Below are 21,782 nucleotides of genomic sequence, written 5' to 3'. Positions count from 1 at the left end.
GATGCTAGTTTGCCTGACGTACTCGGAGGGCAAACATTGACGATCAAGACGGCAGTCGCATCAGGCGTTATCTCACTGGCTTTGACGGGATGCGGGACCGCCGTGACGGTCTTGCAGGACGATGCCGACGCGGCCCAGGGGCTTCGAAGACAAAAAACCTATTGTCAGTCCATCCCTCGGGTCTATAGCGGCCTGGCCTACGATTTTTGCGTATTGAATGCACCGCCCGATCCCACGGGTATGCTCGTCCCACTCGTTTTGCTGGATCTGGCCTTGTCTGGTGCGCTGGATACCGCGGTCTTGCCCTATACAATTTACCGGCAGGGTGTGGATGGCAATATCCGCATTTACTGGCGGCCCGCGCGCGGATAACCCATGCCAACGTCACCACTGCTTTCTCTTGCCGCTTGCAGCTAGAGGCTTGAAGCTGCTTTTAAGCTATAATCCCGCCCTTTAGCTGTCTCTCGCCCCTTGCGAGGGCACATTAATTTTCGAGGCGCATTGCGCCTGCATGCAGACTAAAGAGGCTAGACCCCTGTGGCATTGACGATTCTTGGCCTGTCCGGCGCCCTTAGCCATGATCCTTCCGCAGCCCTGTATATCGACGGCAAGCTGGTCGCGGCGGCGGAAGAAGAGCGCTTCGTACGCGATAAACATGCAAAGAACCGCATGCCCTACGAATCGGCGAAGTTCTGCCTCGAGCAGGCCGGTATCAAGCCCTCCGACGTTGATGTGGTCGCGATTCCATTCGCACCGATCAGCCTGTTCGGCAAGGCCCGCTGGCAGTACGCCAAGCGTTACTGGTACGCCCCGGACCGCGCACTCGACGCGATCCTGATGGGCAACCGTCGCTACAAGCGCTATCGCAACAAGATTGTCTGGTGCCTGGAGCAACTGGGTTTCGATCCGAAGAAGATCAAGATCGAGCCGGTCGAACACCACCTGGCTCACGCCTCCAGTGCCTACCACTGCTCCGGTTTCAAAGAGAAAACCGCGATCCTCGGGATCGACGGCAAGGGTGAGTACGCCACGACCTTCTTCGGTTATGGCGAAAACGGCAAGATTCACAAGATCAAGGAATTCTTCGATCCCGACTCCCTCGGCGGCCTCTACGGCGCGATCACCGAGTTCCTCGGTTTCGATATGCTCGACGGTGAGTTCAAGGTCATGGGCATGGCGCCGTACGGCGACGCCAGCAAATATGATTTCTCGCGCCTGGCTTCGTTTGAAAACGGCGAACTGGTGATCAACACCGACTACGCCAACGTCATCGGCCTGCGTCGCTACAAAGAGAAGGGCAAGGGTTACTACTTCTCGCCGAAGCTGATCGAGTGGCTGGGTCCGAAGCGCGAAGGCGACATCGCCGACGAGCCGTACATCCACTACGCTGCCAGCATTCAAGCGCTGTTCGAAAAAATTTCGCTGCAGATGATCGACTACTACCTGGGCGACGTGCTCAAGGAAACCGGCAAACTGGCCTACGCCGGTGGCTGTGCGTTGAACGTCAAGCTGAACCAGAAAATCATCGCCCGCGACGACGTCAAAGAGCTGTTCGTACAGCCGGCGTCCGGCGATGCCGGCACCGCAGTCGGCGCCGCAGCCTATGTGTCCCACGCCCGTGGCGTACCGGTCGAGAAGATGGAACACGTCTACCTCGGCCCTTCGTACAGCAACGAAGACGTGATCGCCGCCTGCGCCCGTCACGAGAACAAGCCGACGTGGCGCAAGCTCGACAACATGCCGGAGCAGATCGCCAAGATCATGGTCGACGGCAATCCGGTGGCCTGGTTCCAGGGGCGCATGGAGTTTGGTCCGCGTGCACTGGGTGGTCGTTCGATCATCGGTTGCCCGAGCGTGCCGGGTGTGGCGGATCGCATCAACCACCAGATCAAGTTCCGCGAGCGCTGGAGGCCTTTCTGCCCGTCGATGCTCGACACCGTGGCACCACAGATGATCAAGATCGATCACCCGGCGCCGTTCATGACCTTCACCTTCGAAGTGGCTGAAGAGTGGAAAACCCGCGTGCCGGAAGTCGTCCACGAAGACGGTACTTCCCGGGCCCAGGTGCTCAAGCGTGAATACAACCCGCGCTACTACGACATGATGAAAGCGCTGGAAGTGCTGACCGGTAACGGCGTGTCGCTGAACACTTCGCTCAACCGTCGTGGCGAGCCGATGATCTGCTCGCCGACCGATGCCCTGAACATGTTCTTCGGTTCCGATCTACAGTACCTGATCATGGAAGACATTCTGGTGGTCAAAGAGGGCGCGAACGCATATGACACGCTCGGCTGAACGCCATGTGCTGCAGTTCTGCCACGGCTATGACGGGCCGTTTCTGGACTGCGCGCGGCAGTACGCCAGCCTGTTCGCGGGGACCGGCTATCGGGTGACCACGGTGTTTCTGACCGGGGTTGCCGATGCCGAAGTCGCTGCGGCCTGCGCTTCCGATGAAGTGTTGTTCATGGAGTACAGCTCCAGAGCCATTCGTGGCCTTAAGCTGGGCGCCATCGGCGATCTGCGCAAGATCGCCGCTTCGCGCAACTTCAGTTTCTGTATCGCCCACCGTTTCAAGCCTATCTACATCGCCTTGCTTGGCACTTCGTTGCCGGTGATTGGCGTACATCACGCCTTTGGCGATTACAAACGCGGCAGCCGCAAGCTCTTCGCGCAAATCTTTCGCAAGCGCCTGAGCCTGCTCGGGGTGTCCGATGCGGTGCGCGACGACATGCGCCAATGCCTGCCTAAATGGCCGGCGGGACGCATTCGCACGCTCTATAACCGCATCGATGTGCAAGCCTTGCAGGACAGTCAGGTGTCGGCGAGTGAGGCTCGGGAGATTCTCGGCCTGTCGGTGGATGCCTGGATTGTCGGCAACGTCGGACGTCTGCACCCGGACAAGGATCAGGCGACGTTGCTGGATGGTTTTGCTGCGGCGCTGCCTGGGTTGCCGGCCAACAGCCAACTGGTGATTCTGGGTAGCGGTCGTCTTGAGCAAGACCTCAAGGCCCAGGCCCGTGAATTGGGAATCGGCGATCGCGTGCTGTTCCTTGGTCAGGTGCCCGAGGCCCGACGTTATTTCCGTGCTTTCGACGTGTTTGCCCTGAGTTCCGATCACGAACCGTTCGGTATGGTGCTACTGGAAGCCATGGCCGCCGGCGTGCCGTTGCTCGCCACCGCATGCGGCGGGGCGAAGGAAGTGGTCGAAGGCGTTGGCATTCTGTTCCCATTGGGCGATGCCGAGCACCTGGCTCAAGGGCTGCAGCATCTGGCCGCGATGGACGAGCAGCAACGTCAGCAATGCGCCGAGCTGATGCTCGAGCGCCTGCATGAACGCTTCTCCGACCGCGCGGTACGCGATGCCTTCTGGCATTTGCCACACGTTATCGAACTGGCACCGAGGGGCTGATGCTCAACCGATTTCAAGGCTGGCGCGAACGTGGCTGGTCGGTAACCGACGCCTCGACCTACGCCGAGGCCTGGCAACGTTTTGGCGGCAGTGTTGCGACTCATCCGCTGGTGGTCGAGCGACTGGCGCATCTGGCCGACATTCCGGTGCGCTACCTGGCCTGGGAGCAAGGCGGCGACGTCAAAGCGGCGATCCCGACCTGGGGTCGCGATCTCGCACTGTCCAAAGATGTGCTCAAACGCCGCGGCAAAAAAGGCCTGTTCGACCTCGGCAATGCCGAGATCATCCTGCCAGCCGCCGATGATGCACAGGCGCCGCTTCGTCATCGTGGCCGCTATCTGTCGGCGCTGAATGAAAGCCGTTTCACCGGTATCAAGCTGCAAGCCGAGCAACTGGCCATGGCTCGCACACCTGAAGAACTTTCGAAAAAGTTTCGTTACAACCAGCGCCGCGAACTGCGGTTGCTGGAAGAAGCGGGCGGGGTGGTGCGACCGGTTGTCGAGTTTGCCAGTGCCGAACTGGCGGCGATCTACTGCGACCTGTTCCAGCGCCGCTGGGGTTTCCCGGCCACGGGTGCCGAGCGTATGGCCGAGGTCATCGAGTTGTTGCGCGAGTTGCTGATCGGCTCGGTAATTTTCCTCAATGATGCGCCGATTGCGATTCAACTGGTGTACCGCGTCGAGACGCCGAAGTGGATCAGCGTCGAATACATCAATGGTGGGGTCGACCCGCAAACCCGCGAATTCAGCCCTGGCAGCGTGCTGAGTTTTCTCAATACCCAAAGCGCCTGGGAGCATGCCCGGGCGCTGGACAAACCCTTGCGTTTTTCCTTTGGTCGCGCTGACCGGGAATACAAGGATCGCTGGTGCAACCCCGTGCCGGTCTTCACCGTATGAGTCAGCCCATGAGTCGCAAACAACAACTGCTCAAGCGCCATCGCCGCAATAAACGTATCGGTCTGTTGATCGCGCTCGTGCTGTTGATTGTCGTGGGCGTGCTGGTGGCCTGGTGGTTGCCGCTGATGCTCGCGGTCCTAGGCTGGATCGCCCACGAAGCCTGGTTTGCCGACCACCTGTTCTATTCCCCCCAAGACGATTACCAATACAGCTTCCCGCCGTACACCCCGCAGCCCAAGGTCCATCTGAACGGTGAGCATTTGCGGCTGGACGAAGGCGTCATGCTGGTTGATGACGCTACCCTTGTTCTGGCGCTGCGGGTAAAAAGCACCTGGTTGGGGCGCTTTTTCGATCCGGTGGTTGAATTATTGGGTGGCGAGAATCCAGACCGGCAGACCTTCGAACGGGGTGTGAACGGGCTGCGGTATTTCAATCTGAGTGGTCAGGCGCAAGTGTTGTCACGAGGCGAGTTGCGCTTGCGCGGGCGCTTCTGCCAGTTGCTTGGTGAGCCTGTGTTGTGGGCATTTGAACATCCGGATTATCGCCGTCAGCGGGTGATGGTGATTGCACCGCACGCCGATGACGCGGAGTTGGCGGCCTACGGTTTGTACAGTCAGGCCGATGAGGCCTGGATCGTCACGCTCACTGCCGGAGAGATCGAAGCCGAACACTATCAGCAGATGAACCTGAGCAAGGTCGACGCGGCGCGTTTGAAGGGCCGGTTGCGGGCCTGGGACAGTATTGCCGTGCCGCGTTGGGCCGGGGTACCCGAAGCCCATTGCGTGCAACTGGGTTATTTCTGTTTGCAACTGGCGGCGATGCAGGCCTCGCCGACTCAGCCAATGGGCTCGCGGGAAGCGGATCTGAGCGACACCCGACTGTTTCGCCGGTTGAATGCCTTTGCGCTGCCGGGAGATGTCGACGGCGCGCCGACATGGAACAACCTGCTGGCGGACCTGCGAGCCTTGCTGCTGCGGGCGCAACCTGAAGTGATCGTGCTGCCACACCCGACCCTCGATCCTCATCCCGATCATATTTGTGCTCAAGAAGCCGTACTCGAAGCATTGAAAGGGCTGGAATGGCAACCGACGCTACTGGGTTACGCCAACCACCTGCACGACAATGATCGCTGGCCAATGGGCAACTCAGGAGACGGTACGGCACTTCCTCCGGTTTTCGATGCGGCCCGGACACTCCGCCCCTACTGCCTCTTGCTTGATCGGGCGCAGCAGTGTGACAAGGCCATGGCATTGGGGATGATGCATGACTTGCAGCCCCCAGCCCCATTCAAACGTCGTTTGCGCCGTGGGTTACAGCGCCTGTTGGCAGGGCGTTCCGGATCGCCTTATGGCGAAAACGAATTTTTTCGCAAGGCTGTGCGTCGCCATGAATTGTTCTGGCGTTTGTAAGGTGTCATGGACCTGAATGCGTCTGCCTTTGAAGGCAGAGGGTTTCAGGTGTTGCTCGGTTTGCCGTTGCGGCAAGGAAGACGATGAAAGTTCTATTTCTGGTGCAGAAAGATCAGCGAGCCATTCTTGACCGTTTGTACGACGGCGTGGCGGCGCATTGTGAGTGTGACTTGCGCTGGCTGAACAGTGATGAACAGCGCAACCTGCGTCGCTATTTCCGGCGTGAAGTCGATGTCTCGCGCTATGACCGGATCGTGTTTTTCCTGCGCTTCAAGCAGGAGATCCGTCAAGTCGGATTCATTCGCACGATTCCCAACCTGGTGATTCTCGAGCACGACGCTTACCAGAATTACATTCCCTGCAAGTACACCGGAAAGTTCAGCGCTCACTACCGTCGTTTGCCGTGGGCGCGGGTGATCAGTTCCGGTTTCGTCGTTACCGAGCGCTTGCGCGGGGAAGGTTTCGATGCGGTGTTCGTTCCCAAGGGCTATGACCAGACGCAACTGGAGGATCAGGGCCGCGAGCGGGATATCGAACTGGCGTTTGTCGGTAGCACCAACAGTGTCGCGTACAGCGGTCGAAAGGCGCTGCTTGACGAGTTGGGGCGAGTCGAAAACCTGGTGGTGACGCGCACCAAGTCCGGTGAGGAGTACCGCGATACGCTCAACCGAATTCGCTTTTTCGTCAGTGCCGATGTTGGCATGGGCGAGTTCATGATCAAGAATTTCGAGGCCATGGCCTGCGGTTGCGTATTGCTGGCCTATGACCAGGGCGCGGCGGAAAGCCAGGCGCTGGGTTTGCAGGATATGCACAACGTGGTGTTCTATCAGAGCATTGCGCAGCTTCAGGAAAAACTGGTGTTGTTGCGAGGCGACCCGGAGCTGGCGCAGCGTATCGCGCGCAATGGCCGCGAGCTGGCCGTCAGCCAGTTCAGTTTTTCACGCATAGGCCAGCGTATCGTCGAGGAGCTTGAGCCACCATTGCGGGCTCGTGCGCCTCTGAAACTATTAGAAAAAATCCGCCTGAAACTAGGCATTTGACAAGCGTTGGCCGGCCATTGATATTGCTGGCGACTTTTACCTGATTGGGATTCCAGTGCGATTTTCAAAAGAAAGTGACATCACATTGGTGGTCACCAGCTGCGGCAGGCTCGATCTGCTCAAGATGACCCTCGAGAGCTTCGATCGATTCAATACCGCAGCCATTCGCGAAGTTTTCATTACTGAAGATGCGGGTGACGAAGGTGTGCACGCGATCATTCCAGAAAGCTGGAAGGATCACTGCACGGTGTTCGTCAACCGGCCAAAACTGGGCCAGTTGGCATCGATTGATCTGGCCTACTCGCACGTCAACACGGCGTACATCTTTCATTGTGAGGATGACTGGGAGTTCTATCGTCCCGGGTTTGTCGAAGACTCCATGACCATCCTCGAATCGCGCCCGGAAATCCTCCAGGTGTGGCTGCGTAGCTATAATCATGACCTGCGAGTTCACAGCCCTTACATTCGTCTGGGGGCGCGTGAGATCGTCGGTGGAGTGGCCTGTTACCCGTTGATCTCTGACAAACCGGAATGGCAGGGCTTCTCGCTGAACCCAGGTCTGCGGCGAATCAAGGATTATCGATTGTGTGCGCCATTTACCAGCTACAGTGGGGAGAAGGCTCTGTCGCTTCGATACGCAGAGCTGGATTTGACGGCGCTGACGCTCGAAGCGGACGCTGTCATGCACACCGGTTTTGGCTTGCATGTGCAAACACCTATCGAGCGTCAGCGCAAGGCGCGCCGCAGTCGGCGCGAACAGATTAAGTTCGCCTTGGTTTTGTTGTTGGGAGTCTGCATTGGCTGGTTCATCAACTAACGACACAGCAGCTTATCTTCAACCCATGCATTGGCTGTTCGCCCTATGAATATTCTTAATGTCATGTGGGCCGGCGGCGCTCCGTTTGCCTCCATTCACAAGGTGCATCAGCAGATTTTGTCCCAGGCCGAGCCTTCTACCCCGGTCAAAACCTGGTTGCTTCAGGGGGTGGCGTCCGAATGTAGGGTGAACGTCGGTGAGGTGCGGGAGTGGGGACTGTCTTCCGCCCGATTGAAAGGGCGACATTTCTGGCGCCTGACCAAGCCCTGGATGCGAGCCCGATTCAAGCGCGCGCTTGTAGACAGCGATGCACATCTGGTGATGCTGGATGGATTGGGTGTAGCGCGAGCGTTGTTGCCGATACTTAAAACATTGCCGCATATCCGTGCGGTGGTGATTTTTCATGGCTCGCCACGACTGCACTCTGGCGATCAATCGCTTTTCCAACAGATCCCGGCATCCCGGCTGACATTGGCTGCGGTATCGAACACCCTCGCAGACTCGCTGAGCAGGGGCCTGCAAGTACCGGTCATGACGTTGCGCAGCGCGTTCGAACCTGTCGCGTTCCGTTCCGCCCTGCTCCCGCGAAAGGAAGCTCGGATCCGATTGGGACTGCCCCTGGACGAGGGACTGGTGCTCGGTGCAGTAGGGCGCCTGGTCTCCGAAAAAGGTTTTCGCTGCCTGCTCGACGCGTTTTCTGCGGCAACGCATGAGCGGCCCGATCTGCGATTGGTGATTATTGGTGAAGGCACGAACCGTGCTGGCCTGGAAGCGCGGATTGAGGAACTGGGCTTGCGCGGCAAAGTCTTGTTGCCGGGTCATCTGAATGACGCGGCGCGGCTCTACCGTGCATTCGACTGGATTGCGATACCGTCGCTCGAAGAGGGCCTGGGATTGATCATGCAGGAAGCGGTCATGTCAGGTGTTCCGGTGCTGTCCAGTGAGCTTCCCGTGTTTCGTGAACAGTTGGCAGATACTGGCAGGTATGCCGTGGCCAATGATGTCAGTGCCTGGAAGGATGCAATCGTGCGTGCATTCAGCGCTTCTGCCGAGACGGTCGCCGCAGAGCAATACCAGGCTCTTGCACCGGATCAAGCCTGGCTGGACTTCAGCCAGGCCGCCCGAACATTACTTTCATGATGGCAGCACTGCCTGCTCGAGAGCCTGCATCGGAAAGGTGTCGTTCAGCTTCTCGCGGGCAATGTAGCGGGCGAAATGCTGCAGATTGCGCTTGATCAAATGCCGCGGCAACGGCCCGCGCAGGAAGCGCATGTCCGCGACATCAATGAGACCCATTCGGTTGTCCGGGGTGATCACGATGTTGCCCAGGTGCAGCGACCGAAAATAAATCCCCGATCGATGAAGACTGCGAATCAACCCGGCCAGTTCTGGCAACGCCTGTGGCCAATTGAACCCTTCCTTGCTGGAGATCTGACGCAGGGTCTCTCCTGGCAGCGGCTGGTAAAGCACGGCCGTCATGCCTGGTGCTTCCAGTCGGTAATACTGCAGAACCTGCAAGGTAGGTACGCCGAGCTTTTGCAGTTTGAAGGCATTGTCGATGAAGCGTTTCGAATAGGGGCGGATCAATGCGGATGAAAAAAAACGCTTGCGACGAAACAGTTTGAGAATATTCCCATCCTGCAACAGGTAGACTTTCGGCCCGTAGCTGTCGGCCTCCAGTATTTTGGCGCCGTCAATCATTTGATTTAGAGCGGCTTGCGGAAGCCGTGAACATTGCATTGTAGAAAGCCTTGTTGGAAGAACGGGGCGCTGTGGCGGGCAATGATGCCGAAAAAATTCAGCTTTAACCACGCCGGGTTGTGCGGATGAACTTTCTCAGGAGCAATTTGATGCAGGAAACACGTTGGGCGCAAGCATGGATGGCGATAGGTCTGTTGTGGTTCTTGCTGGCCATCGCCATTGCGCCTTCCAACAAGGTTTACCAGCAAGGTTTGGTGGTATTGCTCTGGTTGCCGGCAATTATATTCTCCTGGGCCACGCGCAGCCGGCTAAAGGTGATGCTCCAGGAGCAGCGCTGGATCTACCTGCCGATGCTCGGCCTAGTGATCTGGGCATTGATCAGCCTTTCATGGACGAACGCCCCGGACATCGGTCGCGAAACCAAGCGCCTGCTATACATCCTGGTGTTTCTGCTGTTCTTTCCGGTTTTTGCCAACGGTCGACCAGAGCGAGTGATTCGCGTCATGCAGTGGGGTGGGATCGGGTTGGCGTTGACCGCGGTAGTGGCCATGACCAAGTTTTATGCAGTTGATGGCAACGCCTTGATCGCGCGCGCTGAGGGTCTGGGCGAATTGGCCCATCCGATTTTAGGTGGCTATGTCATTGGTCTGGCAGCAGTGTGGATGATCCTCTGGGCGCCACGCACTGGTTGGATGCAGATAGTCTGTGCGATTGCATTGGCTTTTCTTGGCGTGTTTGTACTCCTCAGTCAGAGTCGTGGTGCCGGTCTGGCCATGTTCATCACAATACTTGCCATGCCGATCTGGTGCCGTGACCGACGCAGTCGCATTGTCGCGGCGGCCGCTTTGATCGTAGCAATGTTGGCGTTCTGGTTTTTCGAGGCTTTGGTCGTGGCGCGTGGGGTGTCGTACCGTCCGCAGATCCTGATGGCCAGTTTGCAGATGATCGCTGAACACCCGTGGCGCGGGTTGGGTCTCGGTGCTGACTACAAAGTGTTCACAGCGGGATTGTATTTTGATCACGCCCACAACCTGTTTACCCATGTAACCATTGTGCTCGGGCTGCCAGGGTTGTTGTTGTGGTGTGCGCTTTGGCTCGCGGTGCTGCGCGAGGCCTGGAAGGTACGGGAAACACTCTATGGCCGGGGAATGATCGGCATCTGGTTGTTCTCGACCCTGGCCATGCAATTCGATGCTGCAAGCTTGACCGGGACACCGAGGGCTGAATGGTTCATCAGCTGGTTGCCCGTAGGGCTGGCCAGTGTTTTGGTATGGGCACGGGCCAAGCCCGACGCTTGTGATAAAATTTCGCGTTCTTCCTAACCAGTGAGCTCTACGATGAGTGACGCACCGCCCAAAGCGGGACAGGATTCCAGCCTGAAAATCTATTTTCGGCTGTTGGGGTATGTGAAACCCTACATCGGCCTTTTCCTGGTGAGTATCGTGGGCTTCGTGATCTTTGCCTCTACTCAGCCGATGCTTGCGGGAATTCTCAAATATTTCGTCGATGGCCTGAGTAACCCGGAAGCGGTGCTCTTCCCCAACGTTCCTTATTTGAAGGATCTGCAGTTACTGATGGCCGTGCCGTTGCTGATCATCCTGATCGCTGCGTGGCAGGGGCTGGGTTCGTTTCTCGGCAACTATTATCTGGCGAAGGTTTCGTTGGGGCTGGTGCATGACTTGCGCATCGAGTTGTTCAACAAACTGCTGGTGCTGCCCAACCGCTACTTCGATACCCACAACTCCGGGCATCTGATTTCGCGCATCACGTTCAACGTGACCATGGTGACGGGTGCCGCCACGGATGCCATCAAAGTGGTGATCCGCGAAGGCCTGACCGTGGTTTTCCTGTTCGCCTATCTGCTGTGGATGAACTGGAAACTGACCCTGGTGATGCTGGCCATCCTGCCGCTGATTGCATTCATGGTGGGTAATACCAGCAAGAAATTCCGCAAGCAGAGCAAGAAAATCCAGGTGGCCATGGGCGATGTCACTCACGTGGCTTCCGAAACCATTCAGGGCTATCGCGTGGTGCGCAGCTTCGGTGGCGAGAGTTACGAAGAGCAGCGCTTTGCCGCCGCCAGCCAGGGCAACACCGACAAACAATTGCGCATGACCAAGACCGGTGCGGTCTACACCCCCATGCTGCAGTTGGTGATCTACACCGCCATGGCGGTGCTGATGTTCTTGGTGCTGTTCCTGCGTGGCGACGCCACGGCCGGTGACCTGGTGGCCTACATCACTGCCGCAGGCTTGCTGCCCAAGCCGATCCGGCAATTGTCGGAAGTCAGCTCGACCATCCAGAAAGGTGTCGCCGGTGCCGAGAGCATCTTCGAGCAACTGGATGTTGAGCCTGAAGTGGATAACGGCACGGTCGAGCGTGATCGGGTCAACGGTCATCTGGAAGTGCGCAACCTCAGTTTCACGTATCCGGGGACCGAACGCGAGGTGTTGAAGAACATCAGCTTCAGTGCGGCGCCGGGGCAAATGATTGCGCTGGTTGGCCGTTCCGGCAGCGGCAAGTCGACCCTGGCGAGCCTGATTCCGCGTTTCTATCACCATGACATCGGTGAAATCCTGCTCGATGACGTCGAAATCGAAGACTATCGCCTGCGTAATTTGCGTCGACATGTTGCTCAGGTCACGCAGCATGTGACCCTGTTCAACGACACCATTGCCAACAACATTGCCTACGGTGATCTGGCCGGCGCACCTCGCGCCGACATTGAAAAGGCTGCCGCGGATGCTTACGCGATGGACTTCATCGCGCAGATGCCGGAAGGCCTGGACACCCAGGTCGGTGAAAACGGTGTGCTGCTGTCCGGCGGACAGCGCCAGCGTCTGGCGATTGCCCGGGCGCTGTTGAAGAATGCACCACTGCTGATTCTCGACGAGGCGACTTCGGCGCTCGATACCGAATCCGAGCGCCACATTCAGGCCGCGCTGGATCACGTCATGAAGGGCCGTACCACTCTGGTGATTGCTCACCGCCTGTCGACCATCGAGAAGGCTGACCTGATTCTGGTGATGGACCAGGGGCAAATCGTCGAGCGTGGCACTCACTCGCAACTGCTGGCGCAAAATGGCTACTACTCGCGCCTGCATGCGATGGGCCTCGACGCTCCGGCGCAAGACATCGCCTGATTACGGCACAAGGGGGAGCGTGACTCGCCTTTGTACACGCCGGGCGCGCAATGCGCCCGGCGATATGTATCCAGACCTTTACGTTTCTTGACCAAACCGGAATAAATCTCGGCATCGCGCTTGTTAAGGTTCCTGAACGAATTTTGACTTCAATCGAGAGGGCCATCCCTTTCGCGCGGGTGCCGGTTATGTTGCAGCGTTATCTCTGGAAACTGTTGCCCAAGTCGCAACGGCAGTTCTTGCTGGGGCGTCTGTCGGTCGTGGACCGTCAGGTGGTGAACAAGTCGATGTCGGCCAATCTGGGCTTCCCCCAGCCCTTCGCGCAGCGTTCCTGTCTGTTTATCCACGTACCCAAATGCGCCGGGAGCAGCGTCTGCGAAGCGCTGTTTGATAACTGGAGACCGGGTCACCTGCCGTTGTACTGGTACGAAGAACAATTCCCGCAACAGTTTGGCAATAGCTTCAAATTTGCCTTTGTCCGCGATCCTTTGGAGAGGGCGTACTCGGCTTACGCGTATCTGCGAGGCAACGAACTGGGGCCGCGCGATCATTCAGCGCAGAAACTGGTGAAGCAATACCGCGACTTCGACGATTTTGTCGCCCGTTGGCTGCACCCCGAGAGCATTCACCGTCAACTGCATTTCGCTGCACAGACAGACTTCCTCACCGATTCTCTAGGGCACCTGGCACTCGACTTCATTGGCCATCAGGAGCATCTGGAGCGGGATTTCAGCTGGGTATGCGAACAACTGGGGTACAGCGTACAGTTGCCCCGCATCAATAATTCTCAACAGCGGCGTTTCGGGCTTGCTCGCGATTTCTGCTCGGTCCGTACCCGGCGCCTGGTTCGTCGGGTGTATCAGCGCGATTACGAGATGCTCGGTTATGAATGAGGCGCTGCCGATCCCGGCTCCCCGAATCAAGCCCTATGCATTAGCGCTCTCGAACCGTGACCGTGCGGCAATCAAATCGCAGCGCCCGCGCTGCATCTGGCTGACGGGGTTGTCCGGGGCGGGTAAATCAACGTTGGCCAATGGCCTGGAGTTGCAGCTCAACCAACTCGCCCTGCACACCTTTGTGCTCGATGGCGACAACTTGCGCGCCGGCCTTTGTAACGATTTGGGGATGGACGCGGAAAGTCGTCGGGAAAACATCCGGCGCATGGCCGAGGTAGCTCGCCTGATGGTCGATGCGGGCCTGATTGTGATTGTCGCGGCGATCTCGCCGTTCCGCGCCGAACGCGAGGCGGCGCGTCGGCTGTTCGCCGAGGGCGACTTCATCGAAGTGTATGTGAGTACGCCGTTTGCGGTCTGCGCCCAGCGCGACCCCAAGGGTTTATACCGGGCTGCGCGTCAAGGACGTATCAAGGACTTCACGGGGATCGACAGTCCCTACGAGGCACCCCTTGATGCAGAGTACGAAATTGATACCCACGTATTGGAAACGTCAGATGCCTGCAGGCGTTTGTCGGAGTTTCTGCTCAAAAAATGAGCAGAAACCCCTGTTCAGCGATCCGGTTGCAGCCGTCGCACAAGCCCGTGCCCACCCTGTGTTAATATCGCGCCCCTGTTCATTTTGTATGTGGGTTGCTCCATGAAGTTGTCCATGCCGCGATTCGATCAAGCCCCTGTCTTGGTGGTCGGCGATGTCATGCTCGACCGTTACTGGCATGGTGGTACCTCACGGATTTCCCCTGAGGCGCCAGTACCGGTAGTCAAGGTCGAGAACATCGAGGACCGCCCGGGCGGTGCCGCCAACGTTGCGTTGAACATTGCTGCGCTCGGCGCGCCCGCTTCGCTGGTCGGTGTGACCGGCGACGATGAAGCCGCCGACAGCCTGGTCAATAGCCTCAAGGGTGCAGGCGTGCGGGCGTTGTTCCAGCGCATCGCGCACCAGCCGACCATCGTCAAGCTGCGGGTGATGAGCCGTCACCAGCAACTGCTGCGCATCGACTTCGAAGAGCCGTTCGCCACCGACGCCCTGGCGTTGTCCGCGCAGGTCGACGAATTGCTCGAAGGCATCAAGGTGCTGGTCCTGTCCGACTACGGCAAAGGCGCACTGAAAAACCATCAGGTGTTGATCCAGGCCGCCCGTGCCCGTGGCATTCCGGTGCTGGCCGACCCCAAGGGCAAGGATTTTTCGATCTACCGTGGTGCGAGCCTGATCACGCCGAACCTCAGCGAATTCGAAACCATCGTCGGCGGTTGCGCCGATGAGCACGAATTGGTGAGCAAGGGCGCGCAGCTGATGCACGACCTCGAGCTCGGCGCCTTGCTGGTCACCCGTGGCGAGCACGGCATGACACTGCTGCGCCCGGATCATCCGGCGCTGCACCTGCCGGCCCGCGCCCGTGAAGTGTTCGACGTGACCGGCGCCGGCGACACGGTGATTTCCACCCTGGCGGCGGCGATTGCCGCTGGCGAAGAACTGCCGCATGCGGTCGGCCTGGCCAACCTGGCGGCGGGCATCGTGGTCGGCAAGCTCGGTACGGCGGCGATCAGCGCGCCGGAACTGCGTCGTGCTATCCAGCGTGAAGAGGGTTCCGAGCGCGGTGTGTTGGGTCTCGAGCAGCTGCTGCTGGCGGTCGACGATGCCCGTGCGCATAAAGAGAAGATCGTGTTCACCAACGGCTGCTTCGACATCCTGCATGCCGGCCACGTGACGTACCTGGAGCAGGCGCGGGCGCAAGGCGATCGCCTGATCGTTGCGGTCAACGACGATGCCTCGGTCAGCCGCCTGAAAGGGCCGGGTCGACCGATCAACAGCGTCGACCGGCGCATGGCTGTGCTGGCGGGTCTGGGCGCGGTGGATTGGGTGATCAGCTTCCCTGAAGGCACCCCGGAAAACCTGCTGCGCGAGGTCAAGCCGGATGTGTTGGTCAAGGGTGGGGACTACGGGATCGACCAAGTGGTCGGCGCCGACATCGTGACCGCTTACGGCGGCACCGTGAAAGTCCTGGGGTTGGTGGAAAACAGCTCCACGACCGCGATCGTCGAGAAGATCCGCAAGTCCGAGTGACGTTCGATCACTGTGGCGAGGGAGCTTGCTCCCGCTGGGTCGCGAAGCGGCCCTAAAGCCATACACCGCGGTTATCCAGGTGGGTTTGTGTCCGATGGTCTTACGACTGCTGCGCAGTCGAGCGGGAGCAAGCTCCCTCGCCACAAACGTCCACTGATTCTTATCGTGCTGCTTTTCGCGGCACGATCTTCTTCAGCAGCATCTTCGCCTTCCCGCGCAACCGCGCCAGTCCCGAATCTTTCCCCGGCGGCGTCAACCCCTGCTGCCTGACCCAATCCTTCCAGCGAATCCGCTCATCCCTCACCAGCCAACCTTCTTGCCGGGCAAAGCTTTCGGCCAGGTACAAGCCGCGCGTGCTCGCCGGGTACAACTGATCCTTCTTCAAGGTGTAGAGCTCGGCCATGGGATGGCCGTCCTGCAAAGGCATCAGATACAAGTCGGGACGCTTGCGATCGAGGCGAGCGACGAGCTGATCACCTTCCAGCCGTTCATCGACATGGAACAGGCTCAAGGATTTTGCTTCCTTGGGCACGTCCAGGCGCAAGTCGTAGATCAATTGCAGCGAGGCGGTCGGCAAGTGCACATAGGCGCGCGGGCGCTCGATCAACTGCAGGTTGGCGCAACGCACCGGCCGTGCTGAGCCGGACAGCGGGGACAGGCGAAACGGCAGCGCCTCGCGGTAATGCAGCGCCGACGAGTAGGGCGCCGGCAACCAAGTGTCGTTGAAGCGCCCGCCGAGCCAGCCTTCCGGGGTTTCCAGCAGGCATTCTTCGGCAATCTCCTGGATCGCCGTGTGCAGCGGCAGGTTCAGCTCATGGGCCGGCACGTAGCCGGAAATCAGCTTGAGCACGACATCGCCGCGGTCTTGTCGGCGTTGACGCACCAGCACCCAGTAATCGCGATTCTGCCAATGCAGCGTCAGGCGTACCGAAACGCCGAGGTTGGCCAGTTCAAGGGAAAACCGGTTCGAGTCGGCGACGGTCACCGGGCGTCGACGTTGCAGGATCTGAGAGAAATTCAGCGGTCTCCCGACGCTCTGATAGCTCAGGCCTTCGGGAGTCGCTTCGACGAATAACGGCAGGGTCTTGAAGTTGCTCGGGTTCTTTCTTATGAGCGTACGCGGCATGTCGGCTCCTGCTTAAGGCCGCGTGGGCGGCGTCAGTTGCTACGTAGGACCTGGGCAACGGTCGCGACGTTGTGGGCGAGGTGCAGCGGATTGATGGTCCCGACAATAGCACTGGCCACACCCGGATGTTCGAACAACAACTCGAAACTGGCGCGCACCGGGTCCACGCCCGGACTCAGGCACACGTGACCGCTGGCGAGGGCTTTTTTGACCAGAATGGCTTTGCCGTGAGCAGCAGCATAGTCAATGACGGCCTTTTCGGTTTGCTCGTTCAGATTGTAGGTGACCATCGCGCAATCGCCTTGCTCCAGAGCCTTCAAACCGCCTTCGACGGTTTTCCCGGAAAAGCCGAAGCCGCGAATCTTGCCTTCGGCCTTGAGTTCGGCGAGCGTCGCATAGACCTCGCAGTCGTTGAGGATCGCCAAATCGTTGCCGTCGGAGTGCACCAGCACCAGGTCGATGAAATCCGTTTCCAGACGTTGCAGGCTGCGTTCCACCGAGAATCGGGTATGGGCGGAGCTGAAATCGTGGCGCGACAGGCCGTCGGCAAATTCTTCACCGACCTTGCTGACAATCACCCAATCCTTGCGCTGACCGCGCAACAGCGGGCCGAGGCGTTCTTCGCTGCGACCATAGGCCGGCGCGGTGTCGATCAGATTGATGCCGAGGTCGCGGGCCAGTTTGAGCAGCATGCGCGCTTCGTCATCATCGGGAATCTGGAAACCGTTGGGGTATTTCACCCCTTGATCGCGGCCGAGTTTTACCGTGCCCAGGCCCAGCGGCGACACCAGCAGGCCGGTGCTGCCCAGCGGGCGATGCAAGTCGTGCAGGGTCGGTATGCTCATGGCAGCAGTTGCTCCCAGGCCGGGACGCCCATGGGCGGCTTTGGCAATTCGGGTAGCGGTGTGAGCGGACCAGGTTGAATGCCATCGCGGGCCAGGCTTGCAATTACGCGGTCGGCAAAGTCTGGTGCCAGCGCCAGTTTGGTTGGCCAGCCCACCAGCAGGCGACCTTCCTCGGCAACAAACGCATTGTCAGGGCGGGTTAGCCCTGATTGCAGCGGCTCGGCGCGGTCCACGCGCAAGGTCGCCCATTGCGCCGTGCTCAAGTCGATCCAGGGCAGCAACTGGCCGAGTTCTTTCTGCGCGGTGGCGATTTGCTCGGCAGGTTCACGGGCCACGCCTTCGGCTTCGGCGATGTCGCCGCCCATGTACCAGACCCACTGACCATCAGCGGCCGGGTGGGTGGTCACGGTGATGCGCGGTTTGGTCCCACCGCCCAGGCAGTGGGCGTACAGCGGTTTGAGCCCCGGGCCTTTGGCGATGATCATGTGCAGCGGCCGACGCTGCATGGCGGGCTGGCTCAGGCCCAGCGCTTCGAGCAGCGCCGCTGTCCCGGCGCCAGCGCTCAAGACGATGCGTTGAGCGCGGATCTCGCGCTCGTCCACCTTCAGGCCGACCAACACGCCACCTTCAAGCAACGGTTCGATTTTTTGGCCGGCGAGCAAGCCGTCGCCCGCCAGATCGGCCAGGCGCTGAACCAGGCTCGGCACATCGATGACCAGTTCCGCGAGGCGATAGACTTTGCCTTTGAAGCGCTTGTCTTGCAGCGCGGGCGGCAGTTGATCGCCCTTGACCTGATCGACACGACCGCGCACGGCTTTGCTGGCAAAGAAACTGGTGAGGTTGCCGGCGATCGTGCCCGGGGACCACAAGTAGTGGGCTTCGGACAACAGGCGTACGCCGGACAGGTCCAACTCCCCGTCGCCAGCGAGGGCTTCACGCCAGCGCCGCGGCATGTCGGCGATGGCTTCCGAGGCGCCGGTCAGGGCGCCATGCAGCGCGTACTTGGCGCCGCCGTGGATGATGCCCTGGGACTTCACACTCTGCCCGCCGCCGAGGCTGGCGCTTTCCACCAGCACGGTCGAAAAACCCTGGCGACGCAGGCGCGCATTCAGCCAGAGGCCGGCGACACCAGCGCCGACAATCAGAACGTCGGTGGAAATTACGGATGGCATGCGGCGACCTCAGTGTTCAAGACGAGGGCGCAGTATACAGAGCTGAGACGGGAAAAAAGATCGCAGCCTTCGGCAGCTACTACATTGGAATGCATACCCCTGTAGCGATAGCGGTGTGTGATCACTGTGGCGAGGGAGCTTGCTCCCGCTCGGCTGCGAAGCAGTCGCAAATTCGGCTGCCTCGGTGTGCCAGGATAAATGCGGATTGAGGGCCTAGGGCGGCTTCGCCACCCAGCGGGAGCAAGCTCCCTCGCCACAAAATGTTGTTATTTCAGTTAGTGTCCGGCAGTTTTCGAGAACAGCTGAATCACCACGACACCCAACACAATCAACGCCATCCCCAACATCGCCGGCACATCCAGCTTTTGCCCATAGATAAACAGCGCCGCCACGCTGACCATGACGATGCCCATGCCGGCCCACACCGCGTAGGCAACACCCACGGGTACGCTGCGCACCACCAGCGTGAGCATCCAGAAGGCAATGCCGTACCCGACGATGACCAGCAACAACGGCAACGGCGTGCTGAAGCCCTTGACCGCTTTCATCGAAACAGTGGCAATCACTTCGGCGCAGATGGCGATGGCCAGGTAGTAGTAAGCGGTCATGGGTCAATCCTCGTATGAAGTGTTGCTTGCTGAGTTCGGCATTTTAGGGATTCTCCAGATGCGGTAAAGTCATTACCTATCTGCTCTGAAGATGGGTTTGCCGATGCAATGGAATCTTGAACAACTGCGCTTGTTTGTCGGTGTGGCGGAGCAGCGTTCGTTTTCTGCTGTCGCTCGGGAGCAGCGCAAAGCCCAGTCGGCGGTCAGTAGTGCGATTGCGCTATTAGAGGAAGACCTGGGTGTGAGCCTGTTCGATCGCAGCAGCGGACGCCAGCCGAAACTCACTGAGGCTGGCAATGCCTTGCTCGAAGAAGCACGGGAAGTGCTGCGCCAATGCGAGCGTCTCAATGGCCGGGCGCTGGCGATGATGCGCGGCCAGGAAGCCCGCCTGCGTCTGGCCCAGGACGAGGCGATGCCTTACCAACCCGTGATCGAAAGCTTTGAAGCGTTGGCGGAAAAATTTCCCAGCCTTGAAGTGCAACTGACCAGCGCCGCCCAGGGCGATGTGGCGCGCAAACTGGTGGAGCGCCGGGCGGATTTGGGTTTGCTGTTTTATCACGATCAGATTCCGGAAGCCCTTGAACGGCGTGTGCTGGGGAGCGTCGAGATGGTCACGGTGTGCGGCGTCGGGCATCCGCTGGCGGCGAATCCTGAAGTGAACTGCCAGGAACTGGCGCAGCATCGTCAGTTGCTGATGTCCACGCAGTCCAGTGTCTACCCCGGAAGCGAAGCGGCCAGCCCGCAGGTCTGGCGCGCCGACAGTTTCTACGTGATGGCCGAATGGCTGGTGCGCGGCCTCGGCTGGGCCTGGCTGCCGCGTCACGTGGTGCAGTACCCGGCGTATCAGGATTTGATGGTCGAACTGGCCAGCGAATGGACCCCGCCGGCGCTGGTGGTGGAACTGGTCTGGCGCCGTGATGAACCGCTCGGTCCGGCGGCTCGCTGGCTGGCGGAACGTTTTGCCGTGCATCTGCAGGCGATCGGTGAAAAACCCGATAAACTCCGCCGCCATGAATAGAACTCTCTACACCGCGCTGTTTTACCTGGGGCTGCCATTGGTAGCGATTCGGCTGTGGCTGCGGGCGCGCAAGGCGCCGGCCTACGCCAAACGCATTGGCGAGCGTTTCTCCTACGGCATGCCGACGATGAAACCCGGTGGAATATGGGTGCATGCGGTATCCGTAGGCGAAAGCATTGCCGCCGCTCCGATGATTCGCGCGTTGCTGCAACGTTATCCACAGCTGCCGATCACGGTGACGTGCATGACGCCGACCGGTTCGGAGCGCATTCAGGCGTTGTTCGCCAACGAACCGCGCATCCAGCACTGCTATTTGCCTTACGACTTGCCGTGCGCTGCCAAGCGCTTTCTTGACCGGGTCCAGCCAAAACTGGCGGTGATCATGGAGACCGAGCTCTGGCCCAACCATATCCATCAATGTGCCAAACGCGGGATTCCCGTGGCGCTGGCCAATGCGCGACTGTCCGAGCGTTCGGCGAGGGGCTATGGCCGTTTCCGCAAACTGACCGCGCCGATGCTCGCCGAGATGAGCCTGTTCGCGGTGCAGACCGAAGCCGAGGCCCAGCGTTTTCGTGATTTGGGCGCTCGGTCGGAAACCGTCGAAGTCACCGGCTCGATCAAGTTCGACCTGACCATCGACCCGCAACTGTTGCTGCGTGCCGCCGAGCTGCGTGGCCAATGGCAGGCGCAGGAGCGCCCGGTGTGGATCGCCGCCAGTACCCATGAGGGCGAAGACGAGGTGGTGCTGGCGGCCCATCGTCAGTTGCTGGCAGGCCATCCCGATGCCCTGCTGATTCTGGTGCCGCGCCATCCGGAGCGCTTCAATCCGATGTTCGACCTGTGTCGCCAGCAGGGCTTTGCCACGGTCCGTCGCTCCAGCGGCGAACCGGTGACTGCCGCGACTTCAGTGCTGTTGGGCGACACCATGGGCGAGTTGCTGTTTCTTTATGCCTTGGCCGACAGTGCGTTCGTTGGCGGCAGCCTGGTACCGAACGGCGGTCATAACTTGCTGGAACCGGCGGCCTTGGCCAAACCGGTGCTGAGTGGCCCGCACCTGTTCAACTTCCTCGAAATCGCCGCGCAGTTGCGCGGTGCCGGAGCGTTGCAGGAAGTGGAAGATGCCGAAGGGTTGGCGTTGGCGGTGCAGCGGTTGTTCGAATTGCCGCGGGATGCGCAGCGGATGGCGGAGGCGGGTCTGAAAGTGATGCGCGCCAATCAGGGCGCGTTGCAGCGTTTGCTCGATGGGCTAGGCCGGTTGATCGACCGCTAATTCGCAGGAGCCGGCTTGCTGGCGATGGCGTCCTTGAAACCGCTATCGCCAGCAAGCCGGCTCCTACAGGTTTTGCGTCATGCCCGGATCGAGCGGCGTACCGTCTCGTAGGAGCAAGCTTGCTCGCGAAGGCATCTCGCTGACGCTATCGCCAGCAAGCCGGCTCCTACAGGTTTTGCGTCATGCCCGGATCGAGCGGCACACCGATTTTCGTAGGAGCAAGCTTGCTCGCGATGGCAATCTCGCTGACGCCCTCGCCAGCAAGCCGGCTCCTACAGGTTTTGCTTTCCCCTGTAGGAGCTGCCGCAGG

General features: G+C 59.7%; 20 protein-coding genes. 15 read left to right on the top strand and 5 right to left on the bottom strand.

The window, feature by feature from the left end:
• The first annotated feature begins 36 nt into the window (after positions 1 to 36).
• The 8 genes from KGB21_RS01910 to KGB21_RS01875 all read left to right on the top strand — a co-directional run bounded on the left by KGB21_RS01910 (position 37) and on the right by KGB21_RS01875 (position 8,711).
• Positions 37 to 372, top strand: coding sequence for a YceK/YidQ family lipoprotein (locus KGB21_RS01910; protein WP_080757975.1), 336 nt, complete (start codon positions 37 to 39; stop codon positions 370 to 372).
• Positions 373 to 537: 165 nt separating this feature from the next.
• A complete protein-coding gene (locus KGB21_RS01905) occupies positions 538 to 2,295 on the top strand; it encodes a carbamoyltransferase (protein WP_034148694.1) in 1,758 nt (585 codons plus the stop codon).
• A complete protein-coding gene (locus KGB21_RS01900) occupies positions 2,279 to 3,409 on the top strand; it encodes a glycosyltransferase (protein ID WP_034148695.1) in 1,131 nt (376 codons plus the stop codon). Before KGB21_RS01905 ends, KGB21_RS01900 begins: the two co-directional genes overlap by 17 nt.
• Positions 3,409 to 4,305: an antimicrobial resistance protein Mig-14 gene (locus tag KGB21_RS01895; protein ID WP_223503307.1), complete on the top strand. Its 897-nt coding sequence runs from the start codon at positions 3,409 to 3,411 to the stop codon at positions 4,303 to 4,305. Before KGB21_RS01900 ends, KGB21_RS01895 begins: the two co-directional genes overlap by 1 nt.
• An 8-nt stretch (positions 4,306 to 4,313) precedes the next feature.
• Entirely contained in the window at positions 4,314 to 5,714 is a 1,401-nt protein-coding gene (locus tag KGB21_RS01890; protein ID WP_223503305.1) for a PIG-L deacetylase family protein, read from the top strand.
• A gap of 83 nt (positions 5,715 to 5,797) precedes the next feature.
• Entirely contained in the window at positions 5,798 to 6,754 is a 957-nt protein-coding gene (locus KGB21_RS01885) for a glycosyltransferase (protein ID WP_034148698.1), read from the top strand.
• A gap of 55 nt (positions 6,755 to 6,809) precedes the next feature.
• A complete protein-coding gene (locus tag KGB21_RS01880; protein WP_034148699.1) occupies positions 6,810 to 7,571 on the top strand; it encodes a hypothetical protein in 762 nt (253 codons plus the stop codon).
• Positions 7,572 to 7,616: 45 nt separating this feature from the next.
• Complete coding sequence (locus KGB21_RS01875; protein ID WP_223503303.1) at positions 7,617 to 8,711, top strand: glycosyltransferase; 1,095 nt, start codon at positions 7,617 to 7,619, stop codon at positions 8,709 to 8,711.
• Here KGB21_RS01875 and KGB21_RS01870 read toward each other — a convergent pair.
• Positions 8,706 to 9,311: a serine/threonine-protein kinase gene (locus KGB21_RS01870; protein WP_034148701.1), complete on the bottom strand. Its 606-nt coding sequence runs from the start codon at positions 9,309 to 9,311 to the stop codon at positions 8,706 to 8,708. The genes KGB21_RS01875 and KGB21_RS01870 overlap by 6 nt on opposite strands.
• 110 nt (positions 9,312 to 9,421) lie before the next feature.
• Between KGB21_RS01870 and KGB21_RS01865 the strand changes: the two genes are divergently transcribed.
• The 5 genes from KGB21_RS01865 (at position 9,422) to hldE (ending at position 15,433) form a co-directional block, all read left to right on the top strand.
• Positions 9,422 to 10,594: an O-antigen ligase family protein gene (locus KGB21_RS01865; protein ID WP_034148702.1), complete on the top strand. Its 1,173-nt coding sequence runs from the start codon at positions 9,422 to 9,424 to the stop codon at positions 10,592 to 10,594.
• A gap of 15 nt (positions 10,595 to 10,609) precedes the next feature.
• Complete coding sequence (msbA, locus tag KGB21_RS01860) at positions 10,610 to 12,415, top strand: lipid A export permease/ATP-binding protein MsbA (protein WP_034148703.1); 1,806 nt, start codon at positions 10,610 to 10,612, stop codon at positions 12,413 to 12,415.
• A gap of 188 nt (positions 12,416 to 12,603) precedes the next feature.
• Positions 12,604 to 13,308, top strand: coding sequence for a sulfotransferase family 2 domain-containing protein (locus KGB21_RS01855; protein WP_034148704.1), 705 nt, complete (start codon positions 12,604 to 12,606; stop codon positions 13,306 to 13,308).
• Positions 13,301 to 13,906, top strand: coding sequence for an adenylyl-sulfate kinase (gene cysC, locus KGB21_RS01850; protein WP_223503301.1), 606 nt, complete (start codon positions 13,301 to 13,303; stop codon positions 13,904 to 13,906). Before KGB21_RS01855 ends, cysC begins: the two co-directional genes overlap by 8 nt.
• Before the next feature lie 102 nt (positions 13,907 to 14,008).
• Positions 14,009 to 15,433, top strand: a complete 1,425-nt coding sequence (gene hldE / locus KGB21_RS01845; RefSeq protein ID WP_034148706.1) for a bifunctional D-glycero-beta-D-manno-heptose-7-phosphate kinase/D-glycero-beta-D-manno-heptose 1-phosphate adenylyltransferase HldE — start codon at positions 14,009 to 14,011, stop codon at positions 15,431 to 15,433.
• Between the two features lie 160 nt (positions 15,434 to 15,593).
• On the opposite strand, the gene KGB21_RS01840 is transcribed toward hldE, so the two are convergent.
• The 4 genes from KGB21_RS01840 to KGB21_RS01825 all read right to left on the bottom strand — a co-directional run bounded on the left by KGB21_RS01840 (position 15,594) and on the right by KGB21_RS01825 (position 19,184).
• A complete protein-coding gene (locus KGB21_RS01840; RefSeq protein WP_034148707.1) occupies positions 15,594 to 16,559 on the bottom strand; it encodes a hypothetical protein in 966 nt (321 codons plus the stop codon).
• A 32-nt stretch (positions 16,560 to 16,591) separates the two neighbouring features.
• A complete protein-coding gene (locus KGB21_RS01835) occupies positions 16,592 to 17,404 on the bottom strand; it encodes an aldo/keto reductase (protein WP_223503300.1) in 813 nt (270 codons plus the stop codon).
• Positions 17,401 to 18,576, bottom strand: a complete 1,176-nt coding sequence (locus KGB21_RS01830; RefSeq protein ID WP_034148709.1) for an NAD(P)/FAD-dependent oxidoreductase — start codon at positions 18,574 to 18,576, stop codon at positions 17,401 to 17,403. The genes KGB21_RS01835 and KGB21_RS01830 overlap by 4 nt, the downstream gene beginning before the upstream one ends.
• A gap of 275 nt (positions 18,577 to 18,851) precedes the next feature.
• The gene (locus KGB21_RS01825) at positions 18,852 to 19,184 is read right to left on the bottom strand and encodes a DMT family transporter (RefSeq protein ID WP_008004867.1); all 333 of its coding nucleotides are present in this window, start codon (positions 19,182 to 19,184) and stop codon (positions 18,852 to 18,854) included.
• Positions 19,185 to 19,287: 103 nt separating this feature from the next.
• Here KGB21_RS01825 and KGB21_RS01820 point away from each other — a divergent pair, with 103 nt between their 5' ends.
• Complete coding sequence (locus KGB21_RS01820; RefSeq protein WP_034148753.1) at positions 19,288 to 20,202, top strand: LysR family transcriptional regulator; 915 nt, start codon at positions 19,288 to 19,290, stop codon at positions 20,200 to 20,202.
• Complete coding sequence (waaA, locus tag KGB21_RS01815) at positions 20,195 to 21,472, top strand: lipid IV(A) 3-deoxy-D-manno-octulosonic acid transferase (protein WP_223503298.1); 1,278 nt, start codon at positions 20,195 to 20,197, stop codon at positions 21,470 to 21,472. The genes KGB21_RS01820 and waaA overlap by 8 nt, the downstream gene beginning before the upstream one ends.
• The last annotated feature ends 310 nt before the right edge of the window (positions 21,473 to 21,782 follow it).

Source organism: Pseudomonas sp. GL-RE-29 (genome assembly GCF_019947275.1).
Taxonomy (GTDB): Bacteria; Pseudomonadota; Gammaproteobacteria; order Pseudomonadales; family Pseudomonadaceae; genus Aquipseudomonas; species Aquipseudomonas fluorescens_A.
Note: the sequence above shows the minus strand (reverse complement) of the source record. Positions and strands in the feature narration are given on the sequence as shown.

What these genes read in the sequence shown, in the direction of transcription:
- KGB21_RS01890 (WP_223503305.1), top strand. Translation starts at nt 4,314, where the DNA reads ATGAGTCGCAAACAACAACTGCTCAAGCGCCATCGCCGCAATAAACGT.
- cysC (WP_223503301.1), top strand. Translation starts at nt 13,301, where the DNA reads ATGAATGAGGCGCTGCCGATCCCGGCTCCCCGAATCAAGCCCTATGCA.
- KGB21_RS01855 (WP_034148704.1), top strand. Translation starts at nt 12,604, where the DNA reads ATGTTGCAGCGTTATCTCTGGAAACTGTTGCCCAAGTCGCAACGGCAG.
- waaA (WP_223503298.1), top strand. Translation starts at nt 20,195, where the DNA reads ATGAATAGAACTCTCTACACCGCGCTGTTTTACCTGGGGCTGCCATTG.
- KGB21_RS01895 (WP_223503307.1), top strand. Translation starts at nt 3,409, where the DNA reads ATGCTCAACCGATTTCAAGGCTGGCGCGAACGTGGCTGGTCGGTAACC.
- KGB21_RS01830 (WP_034148709.1), bottom strand. Translation starts at nt 18,576, where the DNA reads ATGCCATCCGTAATTTCCACCGACGTTCTGATTGTCGGCGCTGGTGTC.
- KGB21_RS01885 (WP_034148698.1), top strand. Translation starts at nt 5,798, where the DNA reads ATGAAAGTTCTATTTCTGGTGCAGAAAGATCAGCGAGCCATTCTTGAC.
- KGB21_RS01865 (WP_034148702.1), top strand. Translation starts at nt 9,422, where the DNA reads ATGCAGGAAACACGTTGGGCGCAAGCATGGATGGCGATAGGTCTGTTG.
- msbA (WP_034148703.1), top strand. Translation starts at nt 10,610, where the DNA reads ATGAGTGACGCACCGCCCAAAGCGGGACAGGATTCCAGCCTGAAAATC.
- KGB21_RS01825 (WP_008004867.1), bottom strand. Translation starts at nt 19,184, where the DNA reads ATGACCGCTTACTACTACCTGGCCATCGCCATCTGCGCCGAAGTGATT.
- hldE (WP_034148706.1), top strand. Translation starts at nt 14,009, where the DNA reads ATGAAGTTGTCCATGCCGCGATTCGATCAAGCCCCTGTCTTGGTGGTC.
- KGB21_RS01840 (WP_034148707.1), bottom strand. Translation starts at nt 16,559, where the DNA reads ATGCCGCGTACGCTCATAAGAAAGAACCCGAGCAACTTCAAGACCCTG.
- KGB21_RS01875 (WP_223503303.1), top strand. Translation starts at nt 7,617, where the DNA reads ATGAATATTCTTAATGTCATGTGGGCCGGCGGCGCTCCGTTTGCCTCC.
- KGB21_RS01835 (WP_223503300.1), bottom strand. Translation starts at nt 17,404, where the DNA reads ATGAGCATACCGACCCTGCACGACTTGCATCGCCCGCTGGGCAGCACC.
- KGB21_RS01900 (WP_034148695.1), top strand. Translation starts at nt 2,279, where the DNA reads ATGACACGCTCGGCTGAACGCCATGTGCTGCAGTTCTGCCACGGCTAT.
- KGB21_RS01870 (WP_034148701.1), bottom strand. Translation starts at nt 9,311, where the DNA reads ATGCAATGTTCACGGCTTCCGCAAGCCGCTCTAAATCAAATGATTGAC.
- KGB21_RS01820 (WP_034148753.1), top strand. Translation starts at nt 19,288, where the DNA reads ATGCAATGGAATCTTGAACAACTGCGCTTGTTTGTCGGTGTGGCGGAG.